Annotated in this window: 18 protein-coding genes; 12 read left to right on the top strand and 6 right to left on the bottom strand. The window is 48.4% G+C overall.

Going from position 1 to position 21,468, the window contains the following annotated elements; genetic code table 11:
• The first annotated feature begins 105 nt into the window (after positions 1 to 105).
• From C5O19_RS03590 to rhaT, 4 genes are all read left to right on the top strand, one after another.
• The gene (locus tag C5O19_RS03590) at positions 106 to 726 is read left to right on the top strand and encodes a DNA-3-methyladenine glycosylase (RefSeq protein ID WP_104713855.1); all 621 of its coding nucleotides are present in this window, start codon (positions 106 to 108) and stop codon (positions 724 to 726) included.
• 114 nt (positions 727 to 840) lie between these two features.
• The gene (locus C5O19_RS03585; protein ID WP_104709938.1) at positions 841 to 1,788 is read left to right on the top strand and encodes a GNAT family N-acetyltransferase; all 948 of its coding nucleotides are present in this window, start codon (positions 841 to 843) and stop codon (positions 1,786 to 1,788) included.
• 31 nt (positions 1,789 to 1,819) lie between these two features.
• Positions 1,820 to 2,998 carry an acetyl-CoA C-acyltransferase gene (locus tag C5O19_RS03580; protein ID WP_104709937.1) on the top strand — a complete coding sequence of 393 codons (1,179 nt, stop codon included), beginning with the start codon at positions 1,820 to 1,822 and terminating at the stop codon, positions 2,996 to 2,998.
• Between the two features lie 397 nt (positions 2,999 to 3,395).
• Positions 3,396 to 4,454: an L-rhamnose/proton symporter RhaT gene (rhaT, locus tag C5O19_RS03575; RefSeq protein WP_104713852.1), complete on the top strand. Its 1,059-nt coding sequence runs from the start codon at positions 3,396 to 3,398 to the stop codon at positions 4,452 to 4,454.
• A 59-nt stretch (positions 4,455 to 4,513) separates the two neighbouring features.
• Here the strand turns inward: rhaT and C5O19_RS03570 are convergent, their stop codons facing one another.
• Entirely contained in the window at positions 4,514 to 5,770 is a 1,257-nt protein-coding gene (locus C5O19_RS03570) for a cation:proton antiporter domain-containing protein (RefSeq protein ID WP_094809198.1), read from the bottom strand.
• 149 nt (positions 5,771 to 5,919) lie between these two features.
• Between C5O19_RS03570 and C5O19_RS03565 the strand changes: the two genes are divergently transcribed.
• The 6 genes from C5O19_RS03565 to sppA all read left to right on the top strand — a co-directional run bounded on the left by C5O19_RS03565 (position 5,920) and on the right by sppA (position 13,156).
• Positions 5,920 to 7,680, top strand: coding sequence for an ABC transporter ATP-binding protein (locus C5O19_RS03565; protein ID WP_104709936.1), 1,761 nt, complete (start codon positions 5,920 to 5,922; stop codon positions 7,678 to 7,680).
• 349 nt (positions 7,681 to 8,029) lie between these two features.
• A complete protein-coding gene (locus C5O19_RS03555; protein ID WP_094811858.1) occupies positions 8,030 to 8,662 on the top strand; it encodes a ribonuclease H1 domain-containing protein in 633 nt (210 codons plus the stop codon).
• A 35-nt stretch (positions 8,663 to 8,697) separates the two neighbouring features.
• Entirely contained in the window at positions 8,698 to 9,417 is a 720-nt protein-coding gene (locus C5O19_RS03550; RefSeq protein ID WP_243406318.1) for a tRNA1(Val) (adenine(37)-N6)-methyltransferase, read from the top strand.
• A gap of 117 nt (positions 9,418 to 9,534) precedes the next feature.
• Positions 9,535 to 10,518: a glycosyltransferase family 2 protein gene (locus C5O19_RS03545; RefSeq protein WP_094811850.1), complete on the top strand. Its 984-nt coding sequence runs from the start codon at positions 9,535 to 9,537 to the stop codon at positions 10,516 to 10,518.
• Between the two features lie 85 nt (positions 10,519 to 10,603).
• The gene (locus C5O19_RS03540; protein WP_104709934.1) at positions 10,604 to 11,233 is read left to right on the top strand and encodes an inorganic pyrophosphatase; all 630 of its coding nucleotides are present in this window, start codon (positions 10,604 to 10,606) and stop codon (positions 11,231 to 11,233) included.
• A 165-nt stretch (positions 11,234 to 11,398) separates the two neighbouring features.
• Entirely contained in the window at positions 11,399 to 13,156 is a 1,758-nt protein-coding gene (gene sppA, locus C5O19_RS03535) for a signal peptide peptidase SppA (protein WP_317046466.1), read from the top strand.
• Positions 13,157 to 13,219: 63 nt separating this feature from the next.
• On the opposite strand, the gene C5O19_RS03530 is transcribed toward sppA, so the two are convergent.
• Positions 13,220 to 13,735: a PPC domain-containing DNA-binding protein gene (locus C5O19_RS03530; RefSeq protein ID WP_104709932.1), complete on the bottom strand. Its 516-nt coding sequence runs from the start codon at positions 13,733 to 13,735 to the stop codon at positions 13,220 to 13,222.
• A gap of 179 nt (positions 13,736 to 13,914) precedes the next feature.
• Here C5O19_RS03530 and C5O19_RS03525 point away from each other — a divergent pair, with 179 nt between their 5' ends.
• The gene (locus C5O19_RS03525; RefSeq protein WP_104709931.1) at positions 13,915 to 16,401 is read left to right on the top strand and encodes a TonB-dependent siderophore receptor; all 2,487 of its coding nucleotides are present in this window, start codon (positions 13,915 to 13,917) and stop codon (positions 16,399 to 16,401) included.
• Positions 16,402 to 16,436: 35 nt separating this feature from the next.
• The gene (locus C5O19_RS03520) at positions 16,437 to 17,618 is read left to right on the top strand and encodes a PepSY-associated TM helix domain-containing protein (protein ID WP_165795926.1); all 1,182 of its coding nucleotides are present in this window, start codon (positions 16,437 to 16,439) and stop codon (positions 17,616 to 17,618) included.
• 20 nt (positions 17,619 to 17,638) lie between these two features.
• On the opposite strand, the gene C5O19_RS03515 is transcribed toward C5O19_RS03520, so the two are convergent.
• From C5O19_RS03515 to C5O19_RS03500, 4 genes are all read right to left on the bottom strand, one after another.
• Positions 17,639 to 18,991, bottom strand: coding sequence for a PQQ-dependent sugar dehydrogenase (locus C5O19_RS03515; RefSeq protein WP_243406317.1), 1,353 nt, complete (start codon positions 18,989 to 18,991; stop codon positions 17,639 to 17,641).
• A gap of 62 nt (positions 18,992 to 19,053) precedes the next feature.
• Positions 19,054 to 19,494: a GNAT family N-acetyltransferase gene (locus C5O19_RS03510; RefSeq protein ID WP_104709928.1), complete on the bottom strand. Its 441-nt coding sequence runs from the start codon at positions 19,492 to 19,494 to the stop codon at positions 19,054 to 19,056.
• A complete protein-coding gene (locus C5O19_RS03505) occupies positions 19,491 to 20,054 on the bottom strand; it encodes a class I SAM-dependent methyltransferase (RefSeq protein ID WP_104709927.1) in 564 nt (187 codons plus the stop codon). Before C5O19_RS03505 ends, C5O19_RS03510 begins: the two co-directional genes overlap by 4 nt.
• Positions 20,055 to 20,089: 35 nt before the next feature.
• Positions 20,090 to 21,331, bottom strand: a complete 1,242-nt coding sequence (locus C5O19_RS03500) for a NupC/NupG family nucleoside CNT transporter (RefSeq protein WP_104709926.1) — start codon at positions 21,329 to 21,331, stop codon at positions 20,090 to 20,092.
• Between the last annotated feature and the right edge of the window lie 137 nt (positions 21,332 to 21,468).

The following is a 21,468-nucleotide window of genomic DNA, read 5'->3' as shown; positions in this document are numbered from 1 at the left end:
CTTCGGATTACATACTAGGCTAGTCACGGTGAACCACCCAAATAGATACGGCGTATGGAATGGTTTTATTCCGTACGCCGTATTGCGTTTTATTCTAGTATATCTATGCCGCTCACTACCGAATTCTATCAGCAACCTTCCCTCGATTTAGCCCGTAATTTACTGGGATGTGTATTGGTTCATAACGGTCCCGAGGGCCGCACGGCGGGGATTATCGTCGAAACAGAAGCGTATCTAAAAGACGATCCGGCCTGCCACGCCTACACGCGAAAGACGGTTCGCAATGCCCCCATGTTCGGTCCAGTAGGCATGATTTACGTTTACCAGATTTATGGTCAGTATTACTGCGTCAATATTTCCAGTGGTGGCGAAGGTATTGGCGAGGCCGTTCTGATCCGGGCTTTGGAACCGACGGAAGGGCTGGATTTGATGGCCGAACGTCGTATTGCCGCCCAGCAACGAATTCAGCAGTTTTTTGGGAAAACTTACGCCGATCGGGTACTGAAACCGACGCAGTTGTGTAAGGGACCGGCGAGTCTGGTACACGCCATGGCTATTACCAAGGAGATGAATTTTTGGATGATTCAGGATAGTCCGTTGTTTATCGAACCGGCCGTTTTACACGATTTCGACGTGGTCCAGACGACACGGATTGGCATTAAAGTAGGCGTAGAACTCCCCTATCGTTTCTACGTGAAGGGCAATGCGTTTATTAGTAAGAAATAGAGGGCTATACTAGGCTACCTTTAAAGAATCTGTTACCTAATTTCCCTTGATCAACGTTACAATCAACCAACAACTCGCAACCAGAAACCAGGATTTTTGTACTTTGCTCCTCTTATGGATGCTACGTATACGGTACGGATCGTTGAGTTTTCAGAAGCTATTCCGACCCTCCCCTTTGAACGTTATTTGTTTAATGAACCCCTTCACCTTCAAACCCAGGTACAGCCGGGCGACCGGGTACTGACCTTTTTTTTACTGAAAGCGGAGCAGATACAGGCCCGGCTTACGGTATTTATGACGCCCGAAAAAGCCATCAGTCCCCGCCGGGCGACGTTTGGCGGCATCGAAACAAGTACCAACGTTCCGCTTACAGCGTTGCAGATATTCGTACAGGCTGTTCTTTCCGAAGTTTCAACCGTACCTTTTCTTGAACTCCGCAGTTTTCCAGATGGACTCAATCCCGATTTAGCTTCTCACCTGCATCGGCTGTTTACAGAAGCTGGTTTTCGGGTCACGACCAGCGAACTGAATCAGCACCTTCCGGTTTCTTCCCTACCCATTGAACAGCACTTACACACCTCCACTTTACGTCGATTAAGGAAAAGCGAGCGGGAAGGTTTTAAGTTTTCTGAATGGGTGGAACCCGACTGGCCGCAGGTACACGCCTTCATAGCCGAAGCCCGGCGGCGGAAAAACCGTCCGATGACCCTATCGCTGGAGCAATTACGGCAGTCTGTCCAGCAGTTGCCCGGCATTTTTCGGGTGTTCACCGTGCGGCAGGATACCGTGCTGGCGGCTTTAATCGTAACGGTTCACATCAATGACCGGATTCTGTATACCCTGTATCCTGCTGATGATCCGACTTTTTTAAGCTCCAGTCCGCTCATTCTGGCGTATGCGGGTTTGTATCGGGTTTGTCAACGCGAAGGGTACGAACTACTGGATCTGGGAATCTCCACTGAGAACGGCGAACGCAACGAAGGTCTCATTCGTTTTAAAAATAATCTTGGAGCGATTGAATCAGAAAAACGCACGTACACGTTCTTCTTTCCCAGAAAGTAAATAAATTGTCTTCAAATCATTCAACAATTTCATGGACGCTTACATTGTAGCCGGTTTCCGTAGCCCCGTCGGTAAAGCTCCCAAGGGAGGTTTACGCTTTACTCGCCCCGACGATCTGGCGGCTACGGTTATTAAACATACCCTTTCAACGATTCCTCAACTGGACCCCAGCCGCGTCGACGATCTCATCGTCGGCAACGCCGTACCCGAAGCCGAACAGGGCATGCAGATGGGTCGGTATATTTCGCTACTGGCCCTTCCCGAAACCGTTTCGGGCCTGACGATTAACCGCTACTGCGGTTCCGGTTTGGAAGCCGTGGCCATGGCCGCCAGCAAAATCCACGCGGGCTGGGCCGATTGCATTATTGCGGGTGGTACGGAATCCATGTCGCTGGTGCCGGTGATGGGCTGGAAAACGGCTCTCAACTACGACATTGCCAAAAATCACGCGGATTACTACCTCAGCATGGGTCTTACGGCGGAACAGGTAGCACAACAGTTCAAAATTAGCCGGGAAGCTCAGGATGCCTTTGCTCTGGCTAGCCATCAGAAAGCGTTGAAAGCTCAGGCAGAAGGAATTTTCGATCAGGAAATTGTTCCGATTCCAGTTCAGGAAACCTTTTTTGATCCCCTGAGCGGTAAGAAAAAAACGAAAGAATACGCCGTAGCTCTCGACGAAGGCCCCCGGGCAGATACGAGTCTGGAAGCGTTAGCAAAGCTGAAACCCGTCTTTGCGGCCAATGGTAGCGTTACGGCGGGCAATTCCTCCCAAACTTCCGATGGAGCGGCGTTCGTCGTCGTTATGTCCGAGCGGCTGGTGAAGGAACTGGCCCTGCAACCCATTGCCCGGATGATGAGCTACGCTACGGCGGGCGTCGAACCCCGGATCATGGGCATTGGCCCCGTGGCGGCTATCCCCAAAGCTCTGAAACAGGCGGGACTGAAACTGGACGATATTGAGCAGGTGGAACTGAATGAAGCTTTCGCGGCCCAGTCGCTGGCGGTGATTCAGGAGCTGGGTATCAATCCCGAGCTGGTCAATCCAAACGGTGGAGCCATTGCCTTAGGTCACGCTTTGGGATCTACCGGAGCCCGTTTATCGGTGCAATTGCTCCACGAAATGCGTCGGCGGCAGCAAAAATACGGCATGGTCACGGCCTGCGTCGGCGGCGGTCAGGGCGTAGCCGGTATCTACGAGTTTTTAAATTAAGGCTTCTCTTTATCAAGCCTAAAACCCCGTCCCAGGTACTCGGACGGGGTTTCTATTTTTTAAGGTTTTTGATCGTACTTGTCCGGCATTCCATCGCATCTTTTTCCCTGATTCATACCCGCTTACGAACGGCCTTCGTTGTATACCCAGTTTGTGTGCTACACACGAACACACGTTTTGCGTGTAGTATAGAAAAAGGTTGAAGGTTCGTCGGAATGCCATGGATTACTGATCCGTGGCATTTTCATGCGATGCTCTTATTCGTTTTTTGATAGAAAAAGTATTCAAATATTTCAAGCAAACACCCGAAAAAGCCTATTTCCCCGACAGTACGGGATGGTTAAAATCCCCGAACTTCCCTAGCTTTGGGAATTACGAATACCTCTACTCTTTCTTTATGCAGGCTCTCTTTGGTGTCATTTTCCACTTCATTGGTGGGTTCGCTTCCGGCAGTTTCTATATTCCTTTCAAACGCGTAAAAGAGTGGGCTTGGGAAAGTTACTGGATCATTGGTGGTCTATTCTCCTGGCTAATCGCTCCTTACGTGGCCGCCTGGCTTACGATTCCTGATTTCATGGCCATCATTCGGCAAACCGATAGCGATACGCTTTTCTGGACCTACGTGATGGGACTGTTGTGGGGCATCGGTGGCCTTACGTTTGGGTTATCCGTGCGTTACCTGGGCCTCTCCCTTGGCCAGTCAGTGGTACTGGGCTTTTGCTCAGCCTTCGGTGCTTTGATTCCCCCGATTTACCGCGATTTCTTTACCCAGGAAACCGAAGGAACGATTACGCAAATGATTAATTCTACGGGTGGCAAAGTAGTACTCCTGGGCGTACTCATCTGTATCATCGGCATTGTAATTTGCGGACGGGCGGGCGTCATGAAAGAAGTCGATCTTTCCGAAGAAGAGAAAAAAGCCAGTGTACAGGAATTCAACCTCTGGACGGGTCTGATTGTAGCTACATTCTCCGGTATTCTGAGTGCCTGTTTCAACTTCGGTATCGAAGCCGGAAAGCCGATGGCTTTGAAAGCGATCACCGCGGGTTGTAATCCGCTGTTTCAGAATAATGTCATTTTCGTCGTCGTACTCTGGGGAGGACTGACTACTAACCTCCTGTGGTCCTTACTGCTGAATTTCCGCAATAAAACCTTTGGTAACTATACTGATTCCAAAACGCCCCTGCTGAATAACTACGTGTTTTCGGCCATCGCGGGCACGACCTGGTTCCTCCAGTTCTTCTTCTATGGCATGGGTGAAAGCAAGCTGGGCAACGGAGCCAGTTCCTGGATTTTGCACACGGCCAGTATCATCATTATTTCCAACCTTTGGGGTTTGTACCTGAAGGAATGGAAAGGCGTACAACCCGCTACGTATCGTACCATTCTGACGGGTATTGCGACTATCATCCTGTCGGTTATGGTCGTTGGCTACGGCAATTATTTGAGTGAATAAACGCATCTTCTAACAACGAAAAGCCCCTTCCGCACGTGTTCGGAAGGGGCTTTTCGTTGTTAACTCCCCGCTGGCAGATCCGAAGTATCGGATAGCTCCGGAGCCGCAATCACTTTTCCGGTTTGTCGTCCGTAGTAAATCAGGCCTGCCGACATGATAACGTTGGTACTGATGATCGTGAACAACAGTACCCCGCTGAAATCCGGTAGAACCATGGTAGCTGGTATCCCAAAAAAGATCAGGATCGTAATCAATCCCCGGGGAGCAATGAACAATTCCGGCAATAAGGGAATATTTAAAATCCACTTCAGATACATGGCCCGCATGGCGTACAGCGTCGTTACCATGATCCCACCAATCAACCAGACTTTGGGATTAGTAAGCGATTGTAAATCAATCGAGAAACCAAACAGTACGAAGAAGTACGTACGAATTAGAAAGGCACTTTCGGCTGTAATGGACTTGAATACGGGTAATTCTTCGTCCAGTTTATCGTGAATCAGGTATTTACGCAGGAAGTTAGGAATGACCAGATTGATATTGTTCATCATTAGCCCAAACGCCAAAATCAGTAGCAGCGGCGACAAGTGAAAGAGCTTGGCCAGCGAGTAGACCAGAATGAGTAGAGCAATGATGAGGAAAAACTTGACGTGCTGCGTAATCCGGCTCATCAAATACACCAGTACGATACAACCCAGCAGCGACATGAGCAGAATACCGACGACTTCCACGATAAAGTGAAGCATCGATGCCATGGTCAGTTCGTCATTCATCAATACAAAATTGAAGAGCATGATGCCCAGAATGTCGGAGAACGAACTTTCGTAAGTAATGAATTCTTTTTTGCGGGGGTCCGTCAGGTTGGCTACACTGGGAATGGCAATCGCACTACTGATGACCGCCAGTGGTACCGCATTGAGCAGTCCACGGTGAAAATCGCCGTACGCAATGGCTAGTGGCGTAGCCATCGTGAAAGCCGTAGCCAGCAAAATGCCTAAAGCCGCCAGTAAGGATTGCCAGATCAGCTTGCTCTTTTTCCGGTCCAACTCCAGTTCCATAGCTCCCTCCAGTACAATCAGAATGAGTCCAACCGTACCCAACACGGGCAGCGTATCGTTGACCCGACCCACGTAAAAACCCCGGCTATCGGCGAAAAGTCGTAACCCTACGCCTAAACTAATCAGTAGTAAAACGGAGGGAATGTTCGTTTTTTTAGTAATGAAGTTAAACAGGTAAGAAACCAGAATCAGACTGCTGCTGATAATCAAAATCCAGTTGGAGTTCATTCGTTGAAACTTTTGTACGGATAATCGCATTGTATCCCTGCATGTTGCCCGGTGGACAGCCTATCTACCCGCTACGGCGACAGAAAGGCTCCGGTGAAACCCCGTATCTATCACGGGGAAATCGTTACCTTCGCTCAGGGATTGCATACCCATTTTAGAAATAATAATCTTTTCCTCACGTGGCCGAAGAAAAAGTTAGTGGTAAGATCGTAGACTGGAAAATTATTCAGCGATTATTTCAGTTTATCAAACCTTACAACCTACAGTTTATCAGTTTGGTGGTACTGATTCTGCTGGGAGCCGTATTAGCTCCCCTGACACCCCTGCTGATTCGTTATACCATTGACCATCACATTGCCGTCAGTGACTATCAGGGCCTGACTACCATGCTTATTGCCATGGTAGCTTTGTTAGTGGTCCAGGGCCTGACGCAGTTTGCCAGTAGTTACCTGTCGGGTTGGCTGGGTCAAACCATCATTCGGGATATCCGGGTTCAACTCTACGAAAAAATTCTGTACTTGCGGTTAAAATTCTTCGACGATACACCCATTGGCCGACTGGTTACCCGTACCATTTCTGACGTAGAAACACTCGCGGATGTCTTTTCCGAAGGTCTAGCCAGCATCGCCGGAGATATTCTGCAACTCATATTGATCATTGCGGTGATGATGTACGCGGATTGGCGGCTTTCACTAATCAGTCTGAGTACAGTTCCGCTGATGTTGATTTCCACGTACATCTTCAAGGAGAAAGTCAAGAAGTCGTTTACTGAAGTACGGACGGCGGTCGCTAATCTGAACTCCTTTGTTCAGGAGCACATTACGGGCATGAATATCGTTCAGATTTTCAGTGCCGAACCCATCGAACAGAAGAAGTTTGAGACGCTCAATCAGGAGCACCGTAACGCGAACGTCAAGTCTATTCTGTACTATTCGATTTATTATCCGGTAGCTGAGGTGATTGCGGCCATGGCTACGGGGATGATTGTCTGGTACGGAGCGAAGGAGGTTATTGGCCTGCAGACCAGCTACGGTACCATCACTGCCTTCATCATGTTTATTAACCTGTTTTTCCGACCCATTCGAATGCTGGCGGATCGTTTCAATACTCTGCAAATGGGTGTGGTCAGTACCGACCGTATTCTGAAATTGCTGGATTCTGAAGAATACACCCAGAATGAAGGAACGTATACGCCCGCCGAACTGCAGGGAAAAGTAGAGTTTCGAAATGTCTGGTTTGCCTACAATGACCCGGAATACGTTCTAAAAAACATTGCCTTTACGGTTGACGCCGGAAAAACCATCGCTTTGGTCGGAGCTACGGGAGCGGGTAAATCATCGACTATTAACCTGCTGAGTCGTTTTTACGAAATTCAGAAAGGTCAAATTCTCATTGACGATGTCGATCTGAAAAACTACGAGCTGGGCTGGTTACGAAGCCGGATCGGCGTGGTATTGCAGGATGTATTCCTGTTTTCGGATACAATCGAACGTAACATTACGTTGGGCGATCCAACGATTACGCGGGAGCAGGTCATTGAAGCCGCTCGCCTCGTGGGAGCTGACGAATTCATCCAACGTCTCCCGGGTTCTTACGATTACAACGTCATGGAACGCGGGGCTACGCTTTCCGTAGGGCAACGGCAGTTGATTTCGTTTGTGCGGGCACTGGTACGCAATCCGCGTATTCTGATCCTTGATGAAGCCACGGCCTCGGTGGATACGGAGACCGAAGAGCTGATTCAGGCGGCTATTACTAAACTGATGAAAGGTCGTACGGCGATCGTAATTGCTCACCGCCTCAGTACCATTCAGAATGCCGATCAGATTCTGGTACTCGACAAAGGTCACATCGTTGAAGCCGGACGACATGAAGAACTCCTCGAAAGTGGAGGAGCCTACGCCAATCTTCACCGAATGCAGTACAAGGAATTGGTATAGTTTGCAGTAGTTCATTCCATGTTATACTCGGGTTGTAAAAGATCAGTAAGCGAAGCCTTGATCTTTTACAACCCGAATCGTTTCAGTCCCCTTGCATTACTAAAACACTTGCGGAAAGCCTGATTTTCGCAAATGCTTTTTGCTTCCGTTGCGATTTGGAATCGTTTGTACTATTTCAAGCAGGTACGCCCCCCAACTTGTCAACTCCTACGTACCTATCAACTGCTACGGACAACCCGTCCCGCTACCTTTACCGAGTTTATCGTAGCGAAATTGCAACTGCGGCCGCTCAAACTGAAAACTGTAAACCCAAAACTGTAAACGGAAAATCCCTCTTACCTTTGTCTTCGTGAGTAAGAAAACCAAATATTATGTAGTCTGGCAGGGACGGCACCCCGGTATTTTCGATAACTGGGAGGACGCCAAAGCCCAAATTGAAGGCTTTAATGGAGCACAGTATAAGTCATTTGAGGACAAACAGCAGGCCGTTATGGCTTTTCGAGAGAATCCCTACAAACACATCGGAACGGCCAAAAAACAACCCGCTGCCCCGAAAAATGCGTCACTGGTGGGTAAACCGATCACTCCTGCCCTGGCCGTAGATGCGGCCTGGAATACGGCTTCCGGTGTGATGGAATACCAGGGAGTCGAGTATCCCTCGGGTACGCTCATTTTTCGCATGGGTCCGTTTGCGGATGGTACCAATAATGTAGGGGAATTTCTGGCGATTGTGCACGGACTGGCTCACCTGAAAAAGCACAACAGTCCGCTGCCGCTTTACTCCGATTCGCGGACGGCTATTAGCTGGGTACGCAACAAACACGCCAACACTAAGCTTCCCGAGACCGATCAGAATAAAATTCTTTTTGAGCTGATCGACCGGGCCGAAACCTGGCTCAAGAACAATACCTTTTCAACGAAAATTTTAAAGTGGGAAACCGAATACTGGGGTGAAAATCCGGCTGATTTTGGTCGGAAATAATCTTTAGATGCGTTTTCTTCAGTAGCGTATAGACCTTGGCTCGTAATTCATACTTCCGCTTCAAACAATTCACCATCTGGCAGGACCAGACGGCCATGAAAGTCTGTACGGATGCCTGCGTGCTGGGTGCCTGGACGCCCTTGAAAGAGAGTCATCGCATTCTCGACATTGGTACCGGAACGGGACTACTGCCGCTCATGCTTGCTCAGCGACTCACGGCCCCGTACCACATCCACGCGGTTGAAATTGACCCTAATTCGGCTTCGCAAGCTCGCACCAATGTGCAGGAAAGTCCCTTTGCTGAAACCATACACATTTACGAAACGTCCATTCAGGCCTTTACGTCTGAGCATCCGTACGATCTCATTATTTCCAATCCTCCTTTTTTTCAGAATTACCTGCGTTCGCCCAACGAAGGCCGAAACCGGGCGGCCCACGATGAACGTCTTTCGCTGGCCGAATTGGCAGCGGCGGTCGACAGGCATCTGGCCCCTGAAGGTCGGTTTGCCGTTTTACTGCCCGTATTCGAAACCGATTTACTAGCGAAGGGAATACGTCCCTACGGACTGCATATACAGCAGCAACTGGCGTTAAAAAATGATCCCGGAAAACCCGCCTTCAGGCTATTGACACTCTTCTCCCGACAGGCCCCTATCGCAGAAATTACGCCCGAAGTACTTTGTATCCGCGACGAAACGAATGAGTACACGCCGGATTTCGTAGCTTTGCTGAAAGATTACTACCTGATTTTTTAAGAGGTGAGCGTTTTAAGGGGAGAGCGGTCCGTACCATTTTCCGAAATGAAATGAATTTCGCCGTTCGAGGGTTATTCTTAAAACGCCAAACGTTTCCGTTTATCGGACTTTACGCAAATGCCACCATATCCTTTGCAACTATCCGTAGTCATCCCCCTGTACAACGAAGAGGAGTCGCTTCCCGAACTTTGTGCCTGGATTGAACGGGTAATGAATCAACATCAGTTTACGTATGAAGTGATTCTGGTAGATGATGGAAGTAACGATCATTCCTGGCGGGTGATTCGCCAGCTTTCTTTTGAAAATCCGCAGATCAAAGGACTACGTTTTAGCCGGAACTACGGAAAGTCGGCCGCTTTACATACAGGATTTCAAGCCGCTCAGGGTCAGGTTATTATTACCATGGACGCGGATCTACAGGATAGCCCGGACGAGATTCCGGAACTCTATCGCCTGATTACGGAAGATGGCTACGACCTGATTTCGGGCTGGAAGCAGAAACGTTACGATCCACTCACGAAGACGCTGCCAACCAAGTTGTTTAATGCCGTCTCCCGCTGGGTTTCGGGCGTAAACCTGCACGATTTTAATTGTGGTTTAAAAGCCTACGACGCACCCGTTGCTAAATCGGTACGTCTATACGGCGAAATGCACCGGAATATTCCCATTTTAGCTAAGTGGAATGGCTTCGGCAAGATTGGAGAGAAAGCCGTACAGCACCAGGCTCGAAAATATGGTAAAACCAAATTCGGTTTAGAGCGTTTTATATACGGGCTACTCGATATGCTGACCATTGTGTTCGTGAATCGCTTCGGCAAACGACCCATGCACTTGTTCGGCAGTTTCGGGGTTATTTCCTTTTTGCTGGGCTTTGTAGCAACGCTTTGGCTGGCTTTTGATAAAATTTACAGTGTATCTGCAGGTCATAAGTTTCGAAACTTGACGGACGATCCTAAATTTTTCTTAGCTTTAACGGCTATTATCGTTGGCTTTCAGCTCTTTCTCGCGGGCTTTCTGGGCGAACTGATGGCTTCTAATTCCGAGCGAACGACGGAATACAAAGTCAGAGAAAAGGCAGGAATCGGAGAAAAAGTGGGATGATTTTCAGAACGAGTACTTCTATTTATATAATCAGCTAATTTTAGCCACTATTGTCTGTCAAACCGCATTAAATCGGTTCTATTGTATGAGTTTTTCGACGCAAATTGCACACCCCTGGCACGGGGTTCCCATCGGGGAAAATGCCCCTGAAGTAGTTACCGCCTTTATTGAAATTGTACCTACGGATACGGTCAAATACGAAATTGACAAAGAAACGGGCTTTCTGAAAATCGATCGTCCTCAGCTGTTTTCCAATTACATGCCTTGCTTGTATGGCTTCCTGCCCCAGACGTACTGCGGCGATGCCATTGCTCAATACGCAACGGAACAGTCCGGCCGCGATATTCCCGAAGGCGACGGTGACCCACTCGACATTTGTGTATGGGCCGAAAAAACGATTCCCCACGGTAACATCATTCTTCAGGCCATCCCCATCGGCGGTATTCGCCTGATTGATAAGGGTGAAGCGGATGATAAAATCATCGCTGTACTGAAAAATGACGCCGTATACGGTGGCTGGACGGATTTGAATGACTGCCCTAAAAGCGTTTTGAACCGTCTTGTTCACTACTTCCTGACGTACAAAAACATTCCTGGCGAAGCCAAAGCCATTATCGAAATCGACAGCGTATACGGTCGTGACGTTGCTCACGAAGTAATTCGGAAAAGCCGTCAGGATTACCAAACCCTGACTTCCAAAATTCCGGTAATCTAACCGCTGAGTTCACGTTGGTTTTCAGCCTTTCATCCGCGGGAATTCCCGTTCAGACTTTTTCAAGCCCGTTGCAAAACGGGCTTGTTATTTTTGGAGTTATACGATACAAAACCAAGGCTATTCCTTTTACCAAAACATTAGTAGGCATTCCATATGTTGCAATTTTTGAAATACGTACTAGCTACCCTGGTGGGTCTGGTGCTTTTCTCCATTCTTTCGGTATTCGTGCTGCTAGGCATTGCTTCCATAGCCGGATCGGGAAGTAGTGATGTGGTGATTGAAGAGAACTCCATCCTGAAGCTGGACCTGAATAAAAGCTTTACCGAACACGATAATAAAACCAACCCCTTTTCCGACCTGGGCGGTCCCTTTGTTAATACAGAAGTAGTAGGTGTTGTTCAGTTGAAAGAAGCACTGACGAAAGCAAAAGCCGACTCCAAAATCAAAGGTATCTATCTGAAAGCGAATAGCCCAAGTGCGGGCTGGGCGGTACTCGAAGAAGTACGGGCCGCTTTGAACGACTTTAAAAAATCGGGCAAATTTGTGTACGCCTACGGCGAAACGTATAGCGAGCAGGGCTATTACCTGTCGTCGATGGCCGATAAAGTATACGTGAATCCCGCCGGTGGTATTGACTTCAATGGACTGAACGCTGAATACGAATTCTACAAAGGCACCTTTGATAAGCTTGACATTAAACCCGTTGTATTCCGCGTAGGAAATTATAAGAGTGCCGTGGAGCCTTTCTTACGGGAGAATATGAGTGATGAAAACCGCGAGCAGACTCGGTCATTTCTGAATTCCATTTATAATCAGGTGCTTGCCGAAATCTCGGAAAGCCGGGGCGTTTCGGTACCCGAACTGAAAACGGTAGCGGATTCTTTGCAGGCTTACGAACCACAGGATGCTCTCAAGCACAAACTGGTTACGAACGTGGGCTATTACGACGAATTTGAATCAGCGATTCGGAAAAATCTGAAGCTTAAGGAAGACGATAAACTCAAGTACGTTGGGCTGAGTAAATACCTGAAAACCTCCGATGACTCCAAAGCTCCGAATACAGATAACAAAATTGCCGTGATCATTGCCCAGGGCGACATCGTGGACGGTGATAATGACAGCGATAATCAGATTGCTTCGGAGAAGATGGCAGCCGAAATTCGTAAGGCCCGTAAAGACAAGAATGTAAAAGCTATCGTCCTGCGGATTAACTCGCCGGGTGGTTCTGGCTTAGCTTCAGAAGTGATGTGGCGGGAAATCCAGAAAGCGAAAGAGCAGAAACCCATTATTGCGTCCATGTCTACGTACGCGGCTTCGGGTGGGTATTACATGGCCATGGGTTGTAACAAGATCGTGGCTCAACCCACGACGATTACGGGTTCCATCGGGGTATTCTCCTTGTTCTTCCGCGTCGATGAATTCACCAAGAATAAGCTCGGCATTACGTTTGACCGCGTCAACACCAACGCTCACTCCGATTACCCTACCCTAACCCGGGAAATGGACGAATTTGAGAAGAACCGCTTCCAGAAATCGACCGATCGTTTCTACGAAGTCTTTACCGCAAAAGCGGCTCAGGGACGTAAAATGCCGGTTGAAAAACTCCGGGCCATTGCCGGAGGTCGCGTGTGGTCAGGACTGGAAGGAAAACAGAACGGCCTGGTCGATGAATTAGGTGGACTGGAAAAGGCTATTCAGATTGCCGCCAGTGAAGCCAAACTCAAAGCTGGTGAATACCGGGTTCGGTATCCGGCGAAGAAAGACTTCTACCAAACTCTTTTCGATACAGCTGAAGACGAGCAGGAAGCACGCGTCATGCTGGCCACATTTGGCGATCTGGTACCTTACGTGCAGAAGCTCAAGAAATTACAAACCCTCAATGGTATTCAGGCTCGTTTGCCTTACGAGGTACGAATCCGATAATACGATACATTTAAAGAAAAAGCCACTTCCTGATCAGGGAAGTGGCTTTTTTGTGGGTAGCACTCAGGGTTCCAAATGCAGGACATTGGCCCCTAGAGGTTGTTCCATCACCCGGTCCAGTTTTTTATCGTGAACGGTAATCAGAATCTCGACGGAGCCCGTCCCCACACTGGCCGCCAGGATATGTCCCCCGTAGGCCGCAAAGGTCTTATCCGTTACCACACCATGCGTGTGGAGTGAAACTTTTCCTTTTTGCCAGGCAATCGTTCCCGTCATACTCGCCAGCTCTACTCCTTTAAATTCCCGGGGATCGTACTCCTTGGTTTCAAAATTGAAAAAACCAAAGGTCACGTTCACGAAGCCCATGCCCGTAAACGTAGCCGAAGGAATCTTCTCCTGTTCAGCAAAAGCTTCAAGCTGCTTTAGTACATCATCATCCTGACGTAAAACCATCAAATAACCGGCGGGCACTTTGGTATAGCGTTTCATGGAATCAGACTTTTTTTGCTGGGCCGTACTCGTTCCCAGAGCCAACATGCTAACGGTCAGCAGGGTGATACAATAGTTCAAAATTTTCATCAGCTGAATGTTTTCTACGGTCTTAAAAAAATAATACGAAGCCCCCTACTACAAGCTTCCGCTTCGTTTTGATCGCTGTATACACATTAATTCACTATATACGTCTGGTACATATCAGTTACGCGATTATTTTTGCGTTGTTTTTATTTAATCTAAATAACAACTAACTCTATGTATCGATGAAATCTATCTTTCTTTCCCTGGTTTACCTTGCCTTATTAGTATCCTTTCAACTGGTCCAAGCTCAGGATCAGAAAAAAAATGCCGATTTGCCCAACGGTGTCATTCAGGGGCTAGTCCAAGACGCTGCGGGTCACTTCCTGCCCGCTGTTCACATTACGGTTCCTTCGCATCATACGGGCACCAGTTCCAGTGAAACGGGTGTTTTTCAACTGCAGCTCGAATCTGGACGCTCCTATACCCTCCATTTTAGCAGTGTGGGCTACGAAACGCAGAAACATACCGTACGCCTGCCCGCTACGGGTGGTATTGACCTGACGATTGTACTGGCCTCGACGAGTACTGCTTTGCAACAGGTGGAAATTGTGGGTCGCAAAGAAACCACCTACAAAACCAGCTCGACCTTTATCGGTAGTAAATCAGCTACGCAGATCAAAGATTTACCGCAGTCGGTTTCGTACGCCAGTAAAGAACTGATTGCTGATCAGGGTCTGATGCGAGTGGGTGAAGTAGTAAAAAACTTCAGTGGCGTGACGCAGTTTACCTTTTACGATGATTTGACCATCCGTGGATTCCGGATCAACGGCCAGTCCAATACGCAATTGCTGAATGGACTGCGTACGAGCACGGGTTTCTGGAAGCAACCTCTAGCCAATTATCTGGAACGGGTAGAAGTACTGAAAGGCCCGTCATCCGCATTATACGGCAACGCTAGCCCCGGCGGAACGGTGAACCGGGTTACGAAGAAACCACTCGATGAAAACCGGAAATCCGTTAGTATATCGCTGGGTAGTTTCAATACCTTACGAACCTTACTCGACTTTACGGGTCCGGCCAATAAAGACAGTTCGCTGCTGTATCGCATCAATTTGGGTTACGAAGATGCCCAGTCATTCCGGGATTTGCAGTTCGACAAAAACCTAATTATCGCTCCTTCGTTCTCCTTCCTGCCTAACGACAAAACCCGGATCAATTTTGATCTGGTGTACAACAACTCCAAAAGCCGTCTGGATCGTGGCCAGTCGATCATGAATACCAATGATTTGTACTCCACACCCACTTCCCTGGCTTTGAGTACCGGCAATGACTACCTCAACGAGCAGACGTACAACGTTTCCCTGTCGTTGAGTCGGAAGCTAACCAACTGGCTGAGTTTCAATGCGGCTTACATGAAGACCGGTTATTCGGAAGATTTGTATGAACACCGTTCAGCCAACGCCTATGGTGTGGATGCTACCGGAGCTACGCAACCTGACAAAATCGCCATGCAGGTATTTATGCGGAAACGAAACCGGTACATCGATAACTTTTCTGGATACTTCAACCTGGAAGGATCGACGGGGCCTCTGGAACACCGTATTGTAGCGGGGTATGATTACGGTAGTGAAAAACTGCCCGTGGGTGGATCGCAACTGCAAGCCAGTGGGTACCGTAATGCGGCCAATAACGGATTCATCGCTACCTACAATCCGGCGAACAAATCCCGCTATTTACTGGATGCCAGCGGGAATCCGGTGCCGAACGTTCCTCACTTTGACTTAAGCAATATTCTGAACTCGCAACGCATTCAAGACGATAGCAAGCTGTTTTACGCTCAGCGTTCGTTTGATCCTACTTACTACTATCTGAACGCCGGTTATATTCAGGATCAGATCAAGATTGGTCGTTTTCAGGCCTTACTGGGCGTACGGTACGAAAACTACACCGACTTTGACAAGTACAAAACCAAGGATGAGAAGAAGACAAATCAGTCGGCGTGGCTGCCTCGTTTTGGCTTAGTATTTACGGCTACGTCGAACATCAATCTGTATGCGACGTATGTACAAGGCTACAACCCACAAACGGCTTCTAACATAGCTAACCCCAACGCAGGTGGTCCATTCAAACCCCTAGAAAGCAACATGGTTGAGGTGGGTGGTAAATCCAGTTGGTTCGACGACCGACTGACAGCTTCGTTCGCGGTTTATCAAATCAAGCAGAAAAACACGCTTTATAACGCCAACGATCCGCAGAACCCGGATTTGCTGCGTCAGATTGGTGCTGAAGAATCGCGTGGGTTCGAGTTCGACATTATTGGCCGGATTCTCCCAAACTGGAGCGTCATTGCCTCTTACTCGTTCAACAAAGCACAGATCACCGAAACGCTAACCGAAGCTGAGCGTAACATTCAAAAGCCCAACGCTCCGCGTAATATGTTCAACTTCTGGACCCGCTATTCCATTCCGCAGGGTGCCCTGAAGGGCCTTGGCGTGGGCTTCGGCACCAACTTTGTGGATAAACGCAATCTGTCCATCAGTCTTGACCAGAGCATTCCTTCGTTTCAGATTTTCAATGCAGCTCTGTATTACAACGTAGGTCGCGTTCAGTTGCAATACAACCTCAACAACCTGACGAATAAAACGTACTGGGTAGGTGGGTATGATTACATCCGCCTTTTCCCGGGTGCTCCTTCCAATTCGTTAGTAACCATTAACTACACGTTCTGATGGCAAAGGGTAGATTCAGAACCGTTACGAGGCTGGTGCATCTCTGGCTTGGTTTACTAACCGGCTTGGTGGTTTTCATCGTTTCGATTACCGGCACTTTATACGTGTTTGATGAGGAATTGTTCCGTCTTTTTCACTCGGAATTGTACCACCTCAAACCTACGCAACCACCTCTGAATCTATCTCAGCTTCGAACGATTGCCCAGCAGGCGATCCCCGGAAAAAAGATCACTTCGGTCAAAATTTCCGGGGATCCTACCGACCCGTACCTGTTCATGGCCCAGCAAGTGGCTCCTCCCGAAAAAGCCGGATTGACGTACTTCACTCAACTCACGTACTGGGATGACGTATTCATCGATCCGTACCGGGGAACCGTATTGGGTGTCGTTGACCGGAAGTACGAGTTTTTCAATCTGGATCGGCAATTGCATCAGCATTTACTACTGGTTAAGCCCATGGGCAGTTTCATCGTTGGAGGTTCGACGCTGATTTTCATGGTCATGCTTCTTACGGGCTTTGTCCTGTGGATACCCCGCCAGTGGAAAAACCTGAAGAATCGATTGACCGTGAAGACGAGCGGCCATTGGAAACGTCTCAACTATGATTTGCACAATACGCTGGGCTTTTACATTCTGCCCGTGGTTTTATTCATTGCGATTACGGGGCTGGTCTGGTCGTTTAAATGGTGGGAAGGCGGTATTTATCGTTTAATGGGAGTCAAGGAAAAACCAGCTTTTGGCCGGGAATTCAAGACGCCCTCTACCCAACTCCCTACGGCTCCGGCGGAAGATCTGGCCTTCACACAAATCCGCCATTTTGTACAGGATCAATACAAAATCATTGGTATCAATTATACGGACAAAGCTGACAAACCGCTGAACTGTTACTGTATTTTAAGGAATAATTCCGACGGCTGGCGGGGCTTTAGTTACTTCTTCTTTGATAGTCTTACGGGAGAATTTTTTGATCGGATTGATCACGAAAAAAAGCCCCTGGCGATGAAGTGGCGAAACTCAAATCTGGATTTGCATACAGGTCGTATCTACGGCTGGCCTACGCAAATCCTGTTTGTGATTATCAGCCTGATTTCTGCGTCCTTGCCCGTTACGGGTTTTCTCATTTGGTGGGGAAAACGTAAAAAGAAATCCGGATCATTTAAGTCACGACGACTCAAATCATCCGGATTATCAGTTCCGCAGCCCTTGCGGGGCGTATAGGTGTGATTAATAATAACTGTTTATTTAGCAGCGACTCGCCATACTTTTCCGCCCCCATCGTCGGTGACTAACATCGAGCCGTCTTTGAGTACGAACGTTCCTACGGGTCGTCCGTATACTTCACCCGATTCAGGATTGGCGATGAAACCCGTTAGAAAATCCTGAGGTTTACCCGCTGGTTTTCCATTTTTGAAGGGAACAAATACTACTTTGTAGCCGACCAGCTCGGAGCGGTTCCAGGAACCATGTTGACCAATAAATGCTCCCTGCCGATAAGCTTCAGGAAACTTATCACCTTTATAAAACGCCAGACCTAAAGAAGCTGTGTGCGAACCCAGATCAACATCGGGTACCACCGTTTTCTTCACCAGTTCCGGATTTTTGCCAGCCATTCGCGGATCTTCGTGGGCTCCCCAGTAAGCGAAAGGCCACCCATAAAAAGCTCCTTCTTTCACGTGAGCGAGGTAATCGGGCACTAATTCATCACCCAGTTCGTCGCGTTCGTTGACGGCCGTCCACAGTTGTTTGGTACGGGGCTCCCAGTCCATTCCTACGGGATTACGTAAGCCACTGGCGAAAATTTTCTCCCCTGTACCATCGGGATTAATTTGCAGAATGTTAGCTCGGCGTACTTCATTTTCCATGCCGTGCTCGGCCACGTTACTACCCGATCCTACGGAAATATAAATCTTCGAACCGTCGGCGTTGGTCAGCAGATTTCGAGTCCAGTGGTTATTGTAGCCACCCGCGGGCAGTTCCAGAATTTTCTGTCCCTTGGCCGTAATTTTCGTATCGCCTTCGTTATACGGAAACTTGTAGACACCGTCCGTATTGGCTACATACAGATCCTTTTTGATCAATACTATCCCAAAAGGTTGGTTAAGACCCGAAAGGAACGTTTCCCGCATGTCGGGCTTACCATCCTTATTGTTATCCCGCAGGAGTGTGATTCGGTTGGCACTCAGTCCGTCATCCGAACGGGATTTGATTTTACCGGAAACCTGCTCCTGAACGCGTTTGGCTCCTTTCGTTTCCGTGTTGGATTCCACGATCAGCACATCTCCATTCGGCAACTGATAGGCCCAGCGGGGGCTTTTAAGGTTCCCCGCATATTCGGTAACGACAAATCCAGCGGGTGCCTGAGGCATCTGTCCATCCGACCAGCCAATGATATTACTGAATTTATTCTTAGGCTTCGAAGGTTCGGGCAACTGTACGGTGGGTTCAGCTACCGGCGTGGTAACAGCAGTAGAATCGGTTTGGGACGCGTCATCTTTGGATTTCTGTACACACTGCGTGCACATAACGACCATCATGCCGGCTCCTAATATACTTAAGGCTGAAAAGCTGGAGTGAAAACGATTTGCATTCATATTCATATGGGTAGATAAGCAATTGTCTGCCCATCCCCGAAAAATAAACATGCCAGCTTACCCTAGGCTAATCGTTTAAGCATGGTATAATGCTGTATTTCATTGAATAGTAAATAACTCGTTTGCGTAACATCATAACCCAAAGCCTGGTAAAAGGGGACAGCATTTTCCCGAGCCTCAAGAATGATTTCCGTAACGCCCATTTGCTGAGCCAGCGTTTCGAGATGAGCCATCAGTTTTTTACCTACGCCCTTGCCCTGAGCGGCTTTTGAGACGGCCACACAGCGAACCTGCCCCCTGCCATCGGCATTGGTATGCAGGCGAGCTACTCCTAAAGTAATACCGTCGGTGTCATAGGCAGCCACGTGGATGATGTCCGTCTGATCGTCGGGTAACACTTCACTGCCCGGGGGCTGATTCCAGGGTTCGCGTAACACGTCATAGCGTAACTGGTAATACGCTTTCCATTCTTCAGCGGTTTGGGGAGAACGCAGGTCAATCATCGTTTTTGGAATGTAAATACTTGAGAAATAGGTGAAGTGAACTCAGCCTGTTGATAGACAAAGCCCTGAAATTCAAAGACTGCTCGCAGAGTCGCGGGTTCGTAGAGTGGTTTTCCGCAACCTTCGTGTACTTCGCCGGGATATTGAGCCAGGGGTTCTTCCACGAAAAGCCAGCCGCCAGGTTTGAGTACCCGTTTCATTTCGACTAATAGGGCTTCTTTCTCAGAAAATTCGTGAAAGGCATTAATTACCAGCAGTTTATCTAACTGCTGATCATCTAAGGGAATCTGTGTTTCTGTACCAATGCAGGGGATAAACTGGCTGGTACACGTTTTCTTATACTTTTTTTCCCAGTACTGCACCGCCGCCTGAATTTCTTCCTCATTCAGAATTTCCGGTACCAGGTCCATCAATACAAAGGTCAGTTGATCCACCTGTACGCCCCAGCCCACTTCCCACAAGCCACCACCACAGCCGAGACTGCCGATGACTTCACCGGGTTTGAAATGAAAGTAATCCAGCAACTGATTCATACGCCGAAAACACAGATGGCGGGTCATGTGCCCGCCATCTCTTCTTAAGTTTTACGTCAGCTCTATAGTAACAAGCCCGCAATAGTCGCACTCATGTAACTGGCCAAGGTTCCACAGATCAGAGCTTTAAAACCCAGCTTGGCCAGATCCGAACGCCGCGTCGGAGCCAGCTCACCGATGCCCCCCACCTGAATGGCAATGGAGCTAAAGTTGGCAAATCCACAGAGAGCAAAACTGGTAATGGCAATAGTTTTCGGGTCCAGCGTTTCGCGGATTTTTACCAGATCCAAGTACGCCACGAATTCGTTTACCACCATTTTTGTACCCATCAGGGCTCCGGCTTCTTCAATGTGCTGGCTCGGTACGCCCATGCACCAGGCAAAAAGGGAAAATATCTTTCCTAAAAACCAGTTCAGGCTTAAATCGCTCATTCCAAAAATGTAGTAACCGATCCGCCAAAAAATGGCGTCCACCAGAGCAATCAACGCAATGAAACCGATGAGCATCGCTACTACGTTGAAAGCCACTTTCAAGCCCTCCCCCGCTCCGGCAGCAATGGCGTCCAGCAGGTTGGCATGATGTTTCTTGACTTCCAGCTTCACGACGCCCTTCGTAGCTGATTCTTCCGTTTCGGGATAGACGATTTTCGAAATAACCAGGGCTCCGGGAGCCGCCATCAGACTAGCCGCCAACAGATACGAAGCATCCACGCCCAATTTGATATACGTCGCCATGACCCCTCCGGCAATACAGGCAAAACTACCCGTCATGGAAGACATCAATTCGGATTTGGTCATGTCTTTCAGATAAGGCTTGATCATAATCTGAGCCTCCACCTGCCCTACGAAAGCACTCGATACGTTAGAAAGAGCTTCCGCCCCACTCACGCCCATGAGCCAGTACATGCCCCGAGCCAATACGGAAATGATGCGTTGCATAATTCCTAAGTGGTACATCATGTTCACCAGTACGGCCACAAAAATGATCGTAGGAACAATCTGGAAAAAGAAAATGAAGTTGTTAGAAGCTCCGAAAACGCTGGTTAACAGGGGTGAATTAACTAGAGGACCAAAAACGAAGGTGGCTCCTTCGCTGGCTTTATCGAGTAATTTTTTGACGAGCTCGCCGATAGCTCCAAAAAGTTGTTGACCGGCGGAAGTTTTTAAGATGAAAACAGCCAGACCGACCTGAAGGGCCAGGCCAATGCCTACTGTTCGATAATTGATGGCTTTTCGGTTATTGGATAAGGCAAAAGCGATGCCCAGAATAACAATAATGCCAATCAATCCGGTAAATCGATCCATATGGTAAGTGGAAGCTACTGCTAGTGTGTGATGAAACCCTGCGAAATTAACCCATTTCGACCCGAAGACAAAACCAATCCTGCGGTTTACGTTCCACAAGAGCCCGGCTTTTCGACAGATGGATAAATTTTTCGGCT

The sequence above is a fragment of the Siphonobacter curvatus genome, from assembly GCF_002943425.1.
Lineage (GTDB): Bacteria > Bacteroidota > Bacteroidia > Cytophagales > Spirosomataceae > Siphonobacter > Siphonobacter curvatus.
This window is presented reverse-complemented; position numbering and strand designations above follow the sequence as displayed.